General features: G+C 63.2%; 5 protein-coding genes. 1 reads left to right on the forward strand and 4 read right to left on the reverse strand.

Going from position 1 to position 16,153, the window contains the following annotated elements; genetic code table 11:
• Positions 1-48: 48 nt before the first annotated feature.
• Both A7J50_RS20305 and A7J50_RS20310 read right to left on the reverse strand, forming a co-directional pair.
• A complete protein-coding gene (locus tag A7J50_RS20305; protein WP_064453416.1) occupies positions 49-12,945 on the reverse strand; it encodes a non-ribosomal peptide synthetase in 12,897 nt (4,298 codons plus the stop codon).
• 50 nt (positions 12,946-12,995) lie between these two features.
• A complete protein-coding gene (locus A7J50_RS20310; protein ID WP_064453417.1) occupies positions 12,996-13,748 on the reverse strand; it encodes a thioesterase II family protein in 753 nt (250 codons plus the stop codon).
• Positions 13,749-14,048: 300 nt separating this feature from the next.
• Between A7J50_RS20310 and A7J50_RS20315 the strand changes: the two genes are divergently transcribed.
• The gene (locus A7J50_RS20315; protein WP_064453418.1) at positions 14,049-14,600 is read left to right on the forward strand and encodes an RNA polymerase factor sigma-70; all 552 of its coding nucleotides are present in this window, start codon (positions 14,049-14,051) and stop codon (positions 14,598-14,600) included.
• Positions 14,601-14,638: 38 nt separating this feature from the next.
• Here A7J50_RS20315 and A7J50_RS20320 read toward each other — a convergent pair whose 3' ends face one another.
• Positions 14,639-15,427 carry a substrate-binding periplasmic protein gene (locus A7J50_RS20320; RefSeq protein WP_064453419.1) on the reverse strand — a complete coding sequence of 263 codons (789 nt, stop codon included), beginning with the start codon at positions 15,425-15,427 and terminating at the stop codon, positions 14,639-14,641.
• A gap of 93 nt (positions 15,428-15,520) precedes the next feature.
• Positions 15,521-16,144 (reverse strand): TetR/AcrR family transcriptional regulator, encoded by a 624-nt coding sequence (locus A7J50_RS20325; RefSeq protein WP_064453420.1) that lies wholly within the window; start codon positions 16,142-16,144, stop codon positions 15,521-15,523.
• Positions 16,145-16,153 lie beyond the last annotated feature (9 nt).

Below are 16,153 nucleotides of genomic sequence, written 5' to 3' on the forward strand. Positions count from 1 at the left end.
TTTCGTTTCGACTAACAGCGCGCTCACCGCCAGTTGTTCCAGGGTTCCTTAAAGCCCTTCCAACTCCGCCATCAAATCACTCAACCGATCCACCTTCTCGGCACTGATCTCATTCGCCGCCAACCCATCAATGTACTCAGCCAACTCCGCCACCGTGCTGCACTCGAACATCGCCCGTAGCGGCACATCGCGTTGCAGGGTTTTCTGCACGCGGGAGGCAATCTGCGTGGCCAGCAACGAGTGCCCGCCCAGTTCGAAGAAGTTGTCCTGTACCCCCACCCTTTCGACTTTCAGCACCTCGGCCCAAATCGCAGCCAAGGTGGTTTCCAGCGCGTTGCGCGGTGCCAGATAGTCCTGGCTGTGCAACTGGCCGATCTCCAGTTCCGGCAGGGCCTTGCGGTCCAGCTTGCGGTTGGCGTTCAGCGGCAGGCGGTCGAGCCATAGCCAATGCAGCGGCACCATGTATTCCGGCAGCTCGGTGCGCAGGCGTTGCTTGATGCGGTCCAGGCGATCACTCGGGTTCAACGCTTCATCAGCCGCCACCAGATAGCCGACCAAGTGCTTGCCGTTAACGCCTTCCTGCACGCCGACGGCCGCGTCACGTACTTCCGGTTGCTCATGCAGGCGCGCTTCGATTTCACCCAACTCTATGCGATAGCCGCGAATCTTCACCTGATGGTCGATACGCCCCACGTACTCCAGTACGCCATCGCTGCGCCGACGTGCGAGGTCGCCGGTGCGGTACAGCCGATCGCCGGGCGCACCGAACGGGTTCGGCACAAAGGCTTGCGCCGTGCGCAGCGGGTCGCTGACATAACCTCGGCCGACACCGGTGCCGGCCACGCACAACTCGCCAACGGCGCCCTGTGGCACCAGCTCCAGCGCACCCTCGAGCACGTACAAACGGTTGTTATCCGTGGGCGTGCCGATCGGCAGGTAGGTACCCCGGGTCGACGCCAGGTCGACGCGGAAGAACGCCACGTCATCCGAACACTCCGCCGGCCCGTAGGCATTGACCAAACCAATCTCTGGATAGCGCAACAACCATTGGTGCGCCAGCTCAGGCGGCATCGCCTCCCCCGTCGGCAACATCCAGCGCAGGCCATCCAGGCTCATGCGCTCCTGGGCCAGCATGCCCTGGATCAGTGACGGCACGCTTTCCAGCACGGTAATGCCCTGGGCCTGCACATGCGCCAGCAAACCTTGCGGATCATGGGCAATGGTGTTCGGCACGATAGCCACCCGCGCGCCGAACAGCGGCGCCGCCAGGAACTGCCACACCGAAATGTCGAAGCTTTGCGAGGCCGTCTGGGCGATCACATCGGTCTCGCTCAGTTGCAGGTACGGCACCTTGCTCAACTGGTTGTTCAGCATGCCGCGCTGCTCGACCATCACGCCTTTGGGCAAGCCGGTGGAGCCCGAGGTGTAGATCACGTAGGCAAGGTTGTCGGGGCCGCTGTAGACGCCCGGGTTTTCGCCACGGCCAGGCACGTCTTCCCACACCAGCATCTGGCAGGCGGTGCCCTCCAGCAACTCAATCGCCTGTTCGCGGCATGCCTCGGTGCACACCAGCAATGGCGTACGGCTCAGGTCGATGATGCGACTCAAGCGCGAGCGTGGCAGGCCCGGGTCCAACGGTAAGTAACCGGCACCGGCCTTGAAGCTGCCGATGAGCATGCCCAGCAAGTCGAGATTACGTTCGGCCAGCAACGCCACCGGTTGATCCAGCCCGACGCCCGCAGCGATCAGCGCGTGGCCCAGGCCGTTACTGCGGCGATTCAGTTCGTCATAGGTCCACTGTTGGTCGAGGCAACTGGCGGCGATGCGTTGCGGATGCTGCGCCACCTGCGCTTCGAACAACTCGATGTAACTGCGCTCCAGCGGGTAGTCATGCTCGCTCTGGTTGCAGCCTTGCACCAGGAATTCACGCTCCTGTTCGCCGATCAGCGGCAGTTCGGCCATGTCGCCATGAAAGCCCTGCACCAGCGCCAGCAGCAGGCGTTTGAACTCAGCGAGCATGCCTTGCACGGTGGTTTCGTCGAAATAGCGCTGGTCGTAGGACAGGTGCAGACCGAGGTCGTCGCCCGGGTAGCACACCGCCGTCAGCGGGAAGTTGGTGTGGGTGCGACCGGAATCCGAGGTGGCATTCAGGCTTTGCGCATGGTCCAGCACCGAGACTTCCACCGGCGCGTTCTCAAACACAAACAGGCTGTCGAACAGCGGCTGGCCCTTGGGCAGTTCGCTGTGCTCCTGGATAGTCACCAACGGCAGGTATTCGTACTCGCGCAGTTGCATGTTGCTGTCGAGCAAGCCGCTCAGCCACTGGCGCACACTGCAACGCTGGTCGTCCTCGGGCAGTTTCACCCGCAGCGCAATGCTGTTGATAAACAGGCCGACGGTACGTTGCATCTCCGGCATTTCCACCGGGCGCCCGGCCACGGTGACGCCGAACAAGACGTCACGATCCCCGCTCACGCGGCGCAGCACTAACGCCCATGCCGCTTGGGCGAAGGTGTTGACGGTCAGCTGATGGGCCTGCGCCAGTTCACGCAGTTGCGCGCCGTCACGGGCATCGAGGCGCGTGTAACAGTCGCCCACCACCATGCCACCGCTATGACCCGCATGCTCACGCAGGAACGGCCGGTCGCTGGGGATCGGCGTAGTGCGCTCGAAGCCTTGCAGGTTCTGCTGCCACCACTGGCGCGCTTCGGCAAGGTTCTGGCGTTGCAGCCAGGCGATGTAGTCGCGGTAGCGCGGCGGCGTGGCCAGTTGCGCATCGCGGCCTTCGCCGAGGGCCATGTAGATCTCGAAGAAGTCATTCATCAGCAGCGAACGACACCAGGCATCGATCAGGATGTGGTGGTTGCTCATCATGAACCAGTAGCGCGCTTCGCCGACGCGGATCAGGCGCAGGTGGAACGGCGCCTGGTTGAGCAGATCAAAACCGGCTTCGCGCTCCTGCTTGAGCAGGGCTTGCAGACGCGGTTCCTGTTCGCTTTCTGGGTCAGCGCGCCAGTCCAGATATTCAATCGGTGTACTGCCCGGTTTATGGATCACTTGCAGCATGTCTTCGCCGACGTTCCAGCAGAACGACGCACGCAAGGCTTCATGCCGCGCGATCACTGCCTGCCAGGCCTGCGCAAAACGCTCGGGGTCCAGCGCGCTGTTGATGCGGTAGCGGTCCTGCATGTAATAGAGGCCGGTGCCCGGCTCCAGCAGGGTGTGCAGCAGCAAGCCTTCCTGCATCGGGGTCAGCGGGTACACGTCTTCGATGGCGCTGGCCGGAACCGGTAAGGCGTCGAGTTGGGATTGGTTCAACTGCGCCAGCGGGAAGTCGGATGGCGTGAGGCCACCGGCCTCGTCGTTGAGGCAGTGTGCGATCAGGCTGTGCAATTCGCAGAGGTAGGCATCGGCCAATGCGCGGATGGTCTGCTGATCGTGGCGTTCACGGCTGAAGGTCCAGCGCAGTACCAGTTCACCGCCATAGACTTGGCTGTCGACGCTCAACGCATTGGGTAACGTGGCCTCCGGGTCATGGGCCAGGCCCGCCGATTCATCCAGCGGGTGGAACAGCGCATCGGCGCCGAAGCCCTGATCAAACTGGCCGAGGTAGTTGAAGGTGATGTCGGCGCTTGGCAGTGCGGCCAGGGTCTGCTTGCACAGGTCATCCGCCAGGTAGCGCAGCACGCCATAACCCAAACCTTTGTGCGGCACGCCGCGCAGTTGCTCCTTGATGGCCTTGATCGAGTCTCCCGGCCCGCCTTGCGGCGTCAGGCGCAGTGGATAAGCGCTGGTGAACCAGCCAACGCTGCGGGTCAGGTCGATGTCATCGAACAGGGGTTCGCGGCCATGGCCTTCCAGCTGGATCAAGGCCGAATCGTGGCCGCTCCAGCGGCACAGCACGCGAGCCAGGGCCGTCAGCAACAGGTCATTGACCTGGGTGCGGTAGGCGCTCGGCGCCTGTTGCAACAACTGACGGGTGTGTTCGGCATCCAGGCGCACGCTGACGGCGTCGGCATCGCGATGACGCAGCGAACCCTGTGGCCGATCCATCGGCAAGGCCACGTTCGGCCCGGCCAACTGGTCTTGCCATGCGCTCAGCTCTTCGCGCAAAGATTCGCTGCTCGCATAGGCCTGCAAGCGCGCGGCCCAATCGCGCAACGCGCTGGTCTTGGCGGGCAGGCTGACGGATTGGCCGGTGCTCAGCTGGCGGTAAACCGTTTGCAGGTCCTCAAGCAACACGCGCCACGACACGCCGTCCACCACCAGGTGATGGACCGCGATCAGCAGGCGTTGCTGACCTTGCGGGCCGTCCACCAGCAAAGCGCGCAGCAGCGGGCCGTGCTCGAGGTCAAGGCTGCGTTGGGTGTCGGTGAACAGCGCGGTGCATTGCTGCATATCACGCACTTGCGCCTGCATCAGCACGCCGCCTTGCGGGACGGCCAGATGCTCGGCATGCCATTGAGCGTCGCGTGGGGTAAAGCTCAGGCGCAGGGCATCGTGATGTTCCAGCACCGCCAGCAACGCTTGCTCCAGGCGATGAGGCTCCAGCAATTGCAGCGGTTTAAGCACCAACGCCTGGTTCCAGTGCTGACGATTCGGGATATCGGTATCGAAGAACCAATGCTGGATCGGCGTAAGGCCGGAGCTGCCAGTGAGCACACCTTGTTCAGCCGTGACCAGCTCGGAGCGGGTCGCAACGGCCGCCAGGGTTTGCACGGTCTGGTGCTGGAACAGGTCGCGAGGGCTGAAATGAATCCCGGCCTGTCGCGCACGGCTGACAACCTGGATCGACAGGATCGAGTCGCCGCCCAGCTCAAAGAAGTTATCGTGCAAGCCGACTTGCTGCACGTTCAGCACGGCGCACCAGATTGCCGCCAGGGTTTGCTCGCGCTCGTTGCGCGGCGCGACGTACTGTTGGCGGTTGGCTTCGGGGTCCGGTTGCGGCAAGGCGCGGCGGTCGAGCTTGCCGTTGGCGGTCAGCGGCATGCTGTCCAACACGATCAGGTGCGCGGGCACCATGTAGTCCGGCAGTTGCGCCTTGAGGTGCGCCTTCAGCCCGTCACGCAATGTGCCGTGGTCTGCGTCGCTGACCAAATAGGCCACCAACTGCTTGCCACTGGGCGAATCCAGCGCCAGCACCACCGCTTCGCGCACGGCTGCGTGTTCCAGCAGACGGGTTTCGATTTCGCCCAGCTCGATGCGGAAACCGCGAATTTTCACTTGATGGTCGATCCGGCCCAGGTATTCCACCAGGCCGTCGGCGCGTTGGCGCACCAGGTCGCCGGTGCGGTACAGACGGCCGCCATTCCCACTAAACGGGTCAGCGACAAAACGCTCGGCCGTCATGCCCGCACGCTCGTGATAGCCTTGGGCCAAACCGGCTCCGCCGACATACAACTCGCCGGTCGCACCTTGCGGTACCAGGGCCAGGTCGGCGTCGAGAATGCAGGCCACGCGGGCGCCGATGATGCTGCCGATGGGCACGCTGGCAGCGCCCTCCTCCAGGCACTCCGGCGCCAGACTGGCCAGCGGCATCACCACGGTTTCGGTCGGGCCATAGGCGTTGAAAAACACCTCCGGCTGGAAGGCTGCGCGGATACGCTGCAAGTGCTCGCCGGTCAGCGCTTCGCCACCGGTGATGCACATGCGCACCGGCAACGTCTGGTGCTGGGTGGCCAGCCATTGCGCCAACTGGCTGCCGTAGCTCGGGGTAAAACCAAGCACATTAATGCGATGGGTGCGGATCAGCGCGCAAATTTCTTCGGCATCCCACTGGCCCTGGGCGCGCAACACCACCTGCGCACCGCTGAGCAACGGCACCAGCAAACGTTCGGTGGCGGCGTCGAAATTGATCGAATAGAAGTGCAGCTCGCAGTCGTCCGGGCGCATGCCGAAGCGCTCGATCACGGCTTGGCAATGCATGGCGATTTCACCGTGGGAGACCACCACGCCTTTGGGCTTGCCGGTGGAGCCGGAGGTGTAGATCAGGTACGCCTGGTGTTGCGCCAGGCTGATAAACGGCAGCGCGTCGGCCGGGTAATTGGCCAGCACCGGCAGGTCATCTTCCAGGCACCAGCAAGCCACGGTCGCCGGCAATTCGCCGAGGGCCTCGAACATGGCTGCATCACTGAGCAGCAGGCCGATGCCGCTGTCTTCGATCATGTAGTGCAGGCGGTCCAGCGGGTATTCCGGGTCCAGCGGCACATAGGCACCACCCGCCTTGAGGATCGCCAACAGGCCGATGACCATTTCCAGGGAGCGCGGCAGCGCCAGGCCCACGCGTACCTGCGGGCCGACGCCACGCTCGCGCAGCATCCACGCGAGGCGATTGGCGCGGGTGTCCAGTTCGCGGTAACTGAGGGTTTCCCCGGCGAAGGTCAAGGCAGCGGCATCGGGACGGGCTGCTGCCTGTTGGCTGAACAGTGAATGCAGGCACTGGTCGAGGCGATGCACGCCGGGCTCGACGCCCAGGCTGTCGTGCAATACGCGCTGCTCGACGGCAGTCAGCAACGGCAGTTCGCTGAGGCGCTGTTCGGGGCTTGCGATCAACGCCTCCAGGAGGTTGCGCCAATGTTCAGCCATGCGCGCAATGCGCGGTTCGTCGAACAGGTCGGTGCTGTAGGTCAGGCAGCAACCCAGGCGATGGTCGAGGTCGGTGACTTCCAGGTTGAGGTCGAACTTGGTCGCACGCGCATCGTTGGCCAGGTACTCGACGGTCATGCCGGCCAGTTGGCGGCTTTGCTGGAACTCCCAGCGCTGCACGTTGCACATCACCTGGAACAGTGGGTTGTACGCCGCGCTGCGCGGAGGTTGCAGGGCTTCCACCAAGTGGTCGAACGGCAGGTCCTGATGGGACTGGCCTTCGATCACGGTGTGGCGCACGTGCTCGAACAACTCGCCAACCTGCATCTGCCCATTGAGCTGGCAACGCAGCACTTGGGTGTTGAGGAACGCACCGATCAACCCTTCGCTTTCCGGGCGAATGCGGTTGGCCACGGGCGCACCGATGCGCAGGTCGGTCTGGCCGCTGTAGCGGTAGAGCAACACTGCCAAGGTGGCGGTCATGGTCATGAACAGGGTCAGGCCACGCTCGGCATTAAAGGCACGCACGCGAGCGGCCAGATCGTCGCTCAGGTCGAAGCGGTACAACTCGCCCTGATGGCTTTGCACCGGTGGCCGTGGGCGGTCGCCGGGCAGTTCGAGCAATGGATGCTCGTGACCCAGTTGTGCGGTCCAGTAGTCGAGTTGACGCTGGCGCTCACCCGACTCCAGCCACTGGCGCTGCCACACGCTGTAGTCGAGGTATTGCACCGGCAGCGGCGCCAGTGGTGAGTCGCGCTCGTCGATAAAGGCTTCGTACAACGCGCTGAGTTCACGGGCAAAGATGTCCATGGCCCAGCCTTCGGTGACGATGTGGTGCAGGGTCAGCACCAGGTAGTGCTCTTGCTCCCCGGCTTTGACCAGGCATGCACGCAGCAGAGGCCCGGTTTCCAGGTTGAATGGCGTGTGGGCTTCCTGATCGGCCAGATGTTGCAGACGCTGCTGGCGCTCGGTGTCATGCAGCGCCGAAAGATCCTGCCAGTCCATGCGCAAGCCGGTTTGCGGCGCGACCTTCTGATAAGCCACCCCGTCGATGCTCGGGAAAGTGGTGCGCAGGGTTTCGTGGCGCATGATCAGCGCTTGCAACGCCGCCTCAAAACGCCCCACATCGAGCACGCCACATAGGCGGGCCATGCCGCCGACGTTGTAGGCAGGGCTATCCGGCTCCATCTGCCAGAGGAACCACATACGCTGCTGGGAATAGGACAGCGGCACGGGCTGGCGGCGGTCGACCTTGGCGATGGCGGTTTGCTGGTTGCGCTGACCCGAGGCCTGGATAAGGCCGACTTGCTCGGCAAATGCGCCCAGCTCACTGGCTTCGAACAAGGTGCGCAACGGCAACTCGACGTCGCAGGCCTGGCGGGTGCGGGAGATGATTTGCGTGGCCAGCAGCGAGTGGCCGCCGAGGGCGAAGAAGTCGTCGTGCAGCCCGATACGTGGCAAGCCAAGCACTTCGCGCCATATGGCTGCAATCTGCTGCTGCAACGGGGTTTGCGGCTCAACGTGTTCGCGGGTCTGCCACACCGGCTCGGGCAACGCGCGGCGGTCGAGTTTGCCGCTGGGGCTCAAAGGCATGGCATCCAGGCGCATCAACAGCGCGGGCACCATGTACTCCGGCAGCTCAGCCGCGAGGGCCGCTTTTACGGCCGGCTCGCCCAACTCGGCATGGGCGGTGTAATAGGCGATCAACTGTGCATCACGCACCAGCACCACCGCTTGGGCGATGCCGTCCAGCGCCAACATACGGGCTTCGATTTCTTGCGGTTCAACACGGAAACCACGCAACTTGACCTGCTGATCCAGGCGACCGAGGTATTCGAGCACGCCATCGGCGCTCCAGCGCACACGGTCACCGGTGCGATACAGGCGTGCGCCCGCCTCGCCCAATGGGTCGGCAACAAAACGCTCTGCGGTGAGCCCGGCACGGCCAAGGTAACCGCGCGCCAGGCCGATGCCGCCGATGCACAGTTCGCCGGGCACACCGGCCGGTAACGGGTTGAGCTGCTCGTCCAGCACGCGGCAGATCACATTGCCCAGCGGCCGGCCAATCGGCGAACGCTCGCCATCTTCCGTGCGGCAATGCCAGTGGGTGACGTTGATCGCGGTTTCAGTCGGGCCATAGCGGTTGTGCAGTTGCACCGCCGGCAACGTCGCCAAGACGCGATTACGCAACTCGGCGGGCAAGGCTTCGCCGCCGGAGAACACCCGACGCAGACTGGTGCACTCGGCCACCAATGGTTCATCGATAAACAGCTGCAACAGCGGCGGCACGAAGTGCAGCGTGGTCACGCCATGCTCTTGCACCAACTGCGCGATGCGGTGCGGATCGCGATGCTCGCCTGGCCCCGCCAGCACCAGACGGCAACCGGCAATCAGCGGCCAGAAGCATTCCCACACCGACACGTCGAAACTGATCGGCGCCTTTTGCAGCAGCACATCGGTGTCGTTCAGTTGATAGGTGGCCTGCATCCACTGCAAGCGTTCAGCCAGGGCTGCATGGGTATTGCCCACACCTTTGGGCTGGCCGGTGGAACCGGAGGTATAAATCACGTAGGCGAGGTTGTCGCCATTGAGGTGCAGGCCCGGTGCCTGGGTGGGCCAGCTGTCGAGGTGCAGGCTGTCCATGGCGATCACCCCCACGCCCTCGGTCGCCGGCAGTAGCGCCAGCAGTGAGGTTTGGGTCAGCAGCAGGTGCACGCCACTGTCCTGGAGCATGTAGGCCAGGCGGTCGGCGGGGTAATCCGGGTCCAGTGGTACATAGGCGCCACCGGCCTTGATGATTGCAAGCAGGCCGATCAGCAGTTGCGGTGAACGCTCGGCGGCGATGGCCACGCACACATCCGGGCCGACGCCTTTGTCACGCAGGTAGTGGGCCAGGCGGTTAGCCTGGGTGTGCAGTTGGGCGAAGGACAGGCTGGCGCCCTGCCAAACCAACGCGGTGTTATCCGAGGCCTGGCGGTCGAGCAACTCGGGTAACCAGCGTTGTGCCGGGGTGCACGGGGCTTCACTCCACTGAAGCGCTTGGTCTTTTTGCATCAGCATCAGGTCGCCGATGGCCTGCTCGGGTTGTTCGCACACGGCTTGCAGCAGGTTGATGAAGTGCTCGGCGAGGCGTTGGATCGTGTGGGGCTCGAACAGCTCGTCGGCGTAGTCGAATGACAGGCTCAACCGCCCATTACGGTCTTCTTCACTGTGCAGTTGCAGGTCGAACTTGGCTTCGCGGCTGTGCCACGGCAATTCATCGGCGAGCATGCCCGGCAGGCGGCGCAAGGCACTCAGGTCGCGCTGCTGGTGGTTGAACATGACCTGGAACAGGCCTTGCTCACGGGCTTGCGGGAAGGCTTCCAGGAGCTGTTCGAACGGCAGGTCCTGATGGGCCTGAGCCCCCAAAGCGGCCTGGCGTGTTGCCGCCAACAGTTGGTTGAACGGCAGGCGCCCGTCCAGCTCGGCGCGCAGTACCAAGGTGTTGATGAAAAAGCCGATCAGGCCCTGAGTTTCCTGGCGCGGGCGGTTGGCACTCGGCACACCGATGCGGATGTCGCGCTGACCGCTGTAGCGATAAAGCAGGCTTTGGAACGACGCCAGCAACAGCATGAACGGGGTGGATTCATTGGCGTGGGCGGTCTGGCGAATCGCTGCGCTGAGGCTTGCCTCCAGGCGCACGCTGTGGCGCGAGGCGCTATGACGCTGCTGCGCCGACCGTGGATGATCGGTGGCCAGGTTCAGGGTCGGATGCTCCTCGCCCAGTTGCGCTTGCCAATACGCCAGTTGGCGCTGGCCTTCACCCTCGGCCAGCCATTGGCGCTGCCAACTGCCGTAGTCAGCGTAGTGCAGGGCCAGTGGCGGCAACGCCAGGGTTTGGCCTTGAATCGCGGCGGCGTACCGCCGCGAGAATTCGTCGATCAGGATATTCAGCGACCAACCGTCGGCGATGATGTGGTGCAGCGTCACCAGCAGTTGGTGGTCCTCATCGTCCAGGCGCACGAGGGTCACCCGCAGCAGCGGGCCCTTTTCCAGGTCGAACGAGGTGCACGCGGCGTCTTCGCGGAGCTGTTGCGCACGGGCTTCACGTTCGGCGGCGGGCACGTCGCCGAGGTCAATGACGTGCAGGTCGAACGCTACATTTGCATCCACACGCTGGAAGGCTTGGCCATCGTGTTCATAGAAGCGTGTACGCAACGCTTCGTGGCGCTGAATCAATTGCTCGAAGCTGGCGCGCACGGCGTCTTCGTCCAACGCTCCGCGTAAACGCAGGGCGCCGGGAATGGTGTAGGCGCTGCTCTGCGGGTCGAGTTGCCAGGTGATCCACAGGCGGTTTTGCGCCAGCGATTGCGGCAGGGCTTCGCGGCGTGACAGGGTATTGATCGCACCTTGGGCGACGCCGCCGTCTTGCTGCAATTGCGCGACATTCGCGGCAAAGGTCGCCAGGGTCGGCGCTTCGAACAGCATGCGCAGGTTCAGCTCCAGCCCCAGGGTTTCGCGCAGGCGCGCAACTACTTGGGTGGCGGTGATGGAGTTGCCGCCGAGCAGGAAGAAATGATCATCGCCCGTGACAGTTGCGACGTGCAACTGCTCGCACCAGATCGCCGCGATCCGGTTTTGCAGTGCGGATTCCAACGCCGCGTCACTCGCCTGCATGTGCAGGCCCGGAAACTGCGCGTAGCTGTCGAGGCTGCCATCGGCGTGACGAATGGCACACGCCGAACGCTGCACCTTGCCGCTGGACGTCTTCGGCAAGGCGCCAGGGTTGAGCAACACCACCACGCTCGGGGCTTGTTGATAAGCCTCGGCCACCGCTTGGCGGATCGCCTTGATCAGTGCTTCGGGCGGCAGGATTTTCTGCACGCTGCGGCTGATTTCTGCAGCAATGCCGATGCCTTCCAGGCCCTGGTCATTTACCGCAAACGCGGCGACGCGGCCCTTGCGCACCACTTCCACTTCGCGCTCGATGGTCTGTTCGATGTCCTGGGGGTACAGGTTGTGCCCGCGCACGATCAGCAGGTCTTTCAGGCGGCCGGTGATGTACACCTCACCGTCGCGAATAAAACCCAGGTCACCGGTGCGCAGCCAGGTGCGGCCAGCGTGTTGCACGAATGTCTTGGCGGTGGCTTCGGGGTTGCGCCAGTAGCCATGGGCGATGCTCGGGCCGGTGGCCCACAGCTCGCCGACCGTGTTATCGGCCAGTTCACTCAGCGTATGGGGATCGGCGATCAGCACTGCGTGTTCCGGCTGGCTGGTGCCGCAGCTCATGATTGCACTGCCCTGCCCAGGCTCGGCGCGGTTGGCGGCGAGGGCCTGTTCGTCCAGGCGCAAGGCCGGGATGCCACGGCCACGGGAGCCGCCAGCGACAAACAGGGTCGCCTCGGCCAGCCCGTAGGAGGCGAAGAAGTTGTTCGGGGTGAAACCGCAGGCCGCGAACTTCTCGGCGAAGCGTTCCAGGGTGTCGAGGCGGATCGGCTCGGAACCCGAATACGCTACGCGCCATGCGCTCAAGTCCAAGCGTTGCAGGGCAGATTCGCTGACCCGCTCACTGCACAGGCGATAGGCGAAATCCGGACCGCCGCTGATGGTGCCGCCGTATTCGCTGATTGCCTCCAGCCAGCGCAACGGCCGACCGAGGAAGTACGCCGGCGACATCAACACACACGGCACGCCGCTGAAAATGGGTTGCAACAAGCCGCCGATCAGGCCCATGTCGTGGTACAGCGGCAGCCAGCTGACGATCACGTCATCCGGGTTGAGGTCGATGCCGAAACCGCGACGGATCAGCACTTCGTTGGCCACCAGGTTGCCGTGGCTGACTTGTACGCCCTTGGGCAGCGCGGTGGAGCCCGACGTGTATTGCAGGAAGGCGATGTGGTCGGCGTGCAGCTCGGGTTCGATCCAGCGATCGGCAATCAGGGTGTCCAGGGTATCGACGCTCAGCACCGGCGGCGCGTTCTCGATCTGCGCCAGGCCATCGCCCAGGCTGGCGATGGTCAGCAGCAGGCGTGGCTCAACATCGGCAATGATCGACAGCAAGCGCTCCTGGTGATGGCGACGCGTGGACTCCGGCGGATAGGCCGGCACCGCAATCACGCCGGCGTACAGGCAACCAAAAAACGCCGCCACGTAGTCCGGGCCGCTGGGGAACAACAGCACCGCGCGATCACCCAACGCCGCGTTGGCCTGCAAGGCGGCGGCGATGGTGCGGGCGCGTTGGTCCAGGTCGCGGTAGCTGAGCACCACGTTGTGCTCGGCCGACTCGGCAAGAAAGCGCAGGGCCACCTGGTCCGGGGTCTGCGCGGCGCGGCGTTGAAGGGACTGGACCAATGTGCGGGGAAGTTCGAAGGCGTCCATCATGGGGTTCCTGCCTGAAATCGGCTTACGGGAAATCGGGAAATAGGGTGCTTTCAGCTGGCAGCCCGCGGCCGCGCCGCGCCATTGCGCCAGCGGGCCAGGTGCTCCTCGGCGTAGCGCCGCAGGCAGCGCAGCACGGCGCTTTCGTGCTGCACGAGAAAGAAGTGGTGGCCGTCGAACATGTCGAGGGAAAAGCCGCTGGCGGCGTCTGCCTGCCAGTCGAGCAACTGGTCGACGCGCACGCTGTCTTGCTTGCCGCCGAACACGTGGATCGGCATGCCCAGCGGCGCGCGCTGGCCGTAGGTGAAGCTGCCGCACAGGAGGAAGTCGGCGCGCAGGATCGGCAGCATCAATTGCATCAGCTCGGGGTTGGCCAGGGCTTCTTCGGCGGTGCCCTGCAATTCGCGCAGGCGGGCAATCAGTTGCTCATCCGACTTTTCGATGGCGTACTCGCTGACATCACGGCGTGCCGGGCCGGCGGTGCCGGAGGCAAACAACGCGAGCGGTGCGGGCACGCCACGTTCACGCAGGGCGTGGGCCAGCTCGAACGCCAACAGGCCGCCAAGGCTGTGGCCGAACAAGGCATACGGGGCATTCAGGTCACGACTGATTTCATCGGCCAGCTGCGCAGCCAGGGCTTTGATGTAGCGCTGCAACGGCTCATCCATGCGCATGCCGCGCCCTGGCAACTCCAGCGGGCACACCTGCAACCAATCAGGCAACGCCCGGCGCCAACGCGCATACACCATGGCACTGGCCCCCGAATAAGGCAGGCAAAACAGGCGCAGTCGAGTCGAGACACTCATCGAATGAGGGCTCCAGACTTGAACACGCTGTATGCACGATAGAAACCCATGTCGTCCTCCTGCGGGCGCTGATCCCTGGCCGTTTGTTAACGGACCTGTCACCCATGAGAACGGACGGAGCGGGCAAATAATTAGTCGGTGGGGAGGAGCGAGACAGGGTTCACACCTTCAAGAACCACGCAAGATTAGTTCGTCTTCTCATTTGACAATCATTATCATTAAGAATAATTTGTTGCACGATGTGCAGGAGGCCCCAGCACGGACGCCCTCCCCTACCTCTTTTGCGACAAGGTGATTTCCATGACGGAACAAGTATCCACAGGCAGGTGCGACTCACCCCTTCTGCAGGCGTTTGTCGACAATCGACTGATTCTGGTGAAGATCGCTGCACGTATTACCGGCTGCCGCTCGCGTGCCGAAGACGTTGTGCAAGACGCCTACTTCCGCCTGCAATCGGCGCCGACGATCACCTCATCGTTCAAGGCGCAATTGAGCTATCTGTTCCAGATCGTGCGTAACTTGGCAATTGACCACTACCGTAAGCAGGCCCTGGAGCTCAAATACTCGGGGACGGAAGAGGAAGGCTTGAATGTGGTGATTCACGGCGCTTCACCGGAAACCTCCCACATCAACTTCAATACACTGGAAAACATCGCCTGCGCCCTGACGGAGCTGCCACAGCGCACCCGCTACGCGTTCGAGATGTACCGGCTGCACGGCGTGCCGCAAAAGGATATCGCCAAGGAACTGGGCGTATCGCCAACCTTGGTGAACTTCATGATTCGTGATGCGCTGGTGCATTGCCGCAAGGTGTCGGGCAGCCACAGCGATACGTTTGCACGGCGGATTTGAAAACGGTGCCATTCCACCGTTTGATCTCTGTGCTGACTTCAGCGCACCGCGGTTACATCGATACGATACGGCTCAAAGATCTTCAACATCTCCCCACTGTCACGCAGCCGCTTGAGCAACCCGGCAAACGCCGCGCCGGTAATCGGCGCCTTCGGCCGCACTAACGCATAGTGGTGATACACCTGGTCGATGCGCTCCGAGACCAGGAACTGCCCGGCCATGTCGGCATTGCGCACCATGAAATCACTCAAATACGAGCGTGTGACCAGCGCAATATCGGCCCGCCCGCGCGCAACCATCAACAGGTTGCTGTCATGGGAATAGGTCAACGTGGCGTTGAAGTGTTCGGCCATGTACTTGGGGTCGGGGTTGAAGTTGGCGAAGGCGTAGTGATAACCGCTGAACACCGCCAGCCGCTTGCCGGCGAGGTCGGCGAAATAGCTTTGGTCGCGACCGGGCTGACGCTCGGCGACAAAGATTTCCGCATCTTCCAGGCCCATGTCGACGCTGGTATGGGGAATGTCCTGCCAGCCCCAACTGGGGTTTTCAAAGATCGCCATGTCGACCCGGCCTTGTTCGAAATCTCGAAAGCGCCGTGGGATGGACGTAGGCACCAGCACAAACTGGTAGTCGGTTTGCGAGGCGTTCAGGGCTTCCACCAGTTGCGGCAGCAGACCGGTGTCGGCACCCTGCTCAGGCCGCACCGTGTAGGGCGGAAAATGCGCGGCGCCAATCCTCACCAATTGCCCAGCCGAAGCCGGCACCCACCACGCGGTGCCCAATGCCCATAGAGTTAGTCCTGCAGCCAGCCGCCATGGCGAAAACATTGAGGCACGCACCGTTCAACACGTTGATGGCAATAAGCTAGGCGTTTTTGTCAGGTGAGACAACTTTCCACCGAAAAATTAATAGCTTGCGCCTCAATCGGCCTTCAGAACCATCAACAGCGCTTCTTCGGCCAGTTGCTCGAGTGTGAGGCTGCCTTCGGCGCGGAACCACGTGGTGGTCCAGGACAAGGCGCCGGTCAGAAAGCGCCGGGCGATAAACACATCGCCCTTGATGTAACCGGCGGCCTTGGCCTCGCCCAGCACCTGCAGCCATATATCTTCGTACACATCACGTAGCGCCAGCACCTGGGCCTGGCCGTCGGCCGACAGCGAACGCCATTCGTAGACCAGCACCGCCATGGCTTCGCCGCTGCCGCCCATGATTGACTGCAATTCGCAGCGAATCAGCGCCAAAACACGTTCACGCACCGTGCTCGCTTCCTCAAGCGAGGCGCGCATCATCGCGGTGTTGTAGTGGATGGTTTCCTCCATTACCGCCCGCAGGATCTCGTCCTTGCTCTTGAAATGATGAAAGATGCTGCCGGACTGGATGCCCACCGCACTGGCCAGGTCACGCACCGTGGTGCGCTCAAAGCCCTTGTTGCGAAACAGGTGAGCCGCGGTTTGCAGCAACTTGCCCCGTGCACTGTCAGGGTCGGTCAAATGACCGCCGTCGACCATGGTGCGCATCACCCGCAGGGCTTTTTGCTCATCCATGCTGCTCTC

Origin of the sequence: Pseudomonas antarctica (assembly GCF_001647715.1) — a bacterium.
GTDB classification, from domain to species: Bacteria; Pseudomonadota; Gammaproteobacteria; order Pseudomonadales; family Pseudomonadaceae; genus Aquipseudomonas; species Aquipseudomonas antarctica_A.

What these genes read in the sequence shown, in the direction of transcription:
- A7J50_RS20325 (WP_064453420.1), bottom strand. Translation starts at nt 16,144, where the DNA reads ATGGATGAGCAAAAAGCCCTGCGGGTGATGCGCACCATGGTCGACGGC.
- A7J50_RS20320 (WP_064453419.1), bottom strand. Translation starts at nt 15,427, where the DNA reads ATGTTTTCGCCATGGCGGCTGGCTGCAGGACTAACTCTATGGGCATTG.
- A7J50_RS20315 (WP_064453418.1), top strand. Translation starts at nt 14,049, where the DNA reads ATGACGGAACAAGTATCCACAGGCAGGTGCGACTCACCCCTTCTGCAG.
- A7J50_RS20310 (WP_064453417.1), bottom strand. Translation starts at nt 13,748, where the DNA reads ATGAGTGTCTCGACTCGACTGCGCCTGTTTTGCCTGCCTTATTCGGGG.
- A7J50_RS20305 (WP_064453416.1), bottom strand. Translation starts at nt 12,945, where the DNA reads ATGATGGACGCCTTCGAACTTCCCCGCACATTGGTCCAGTCCCTTCAA.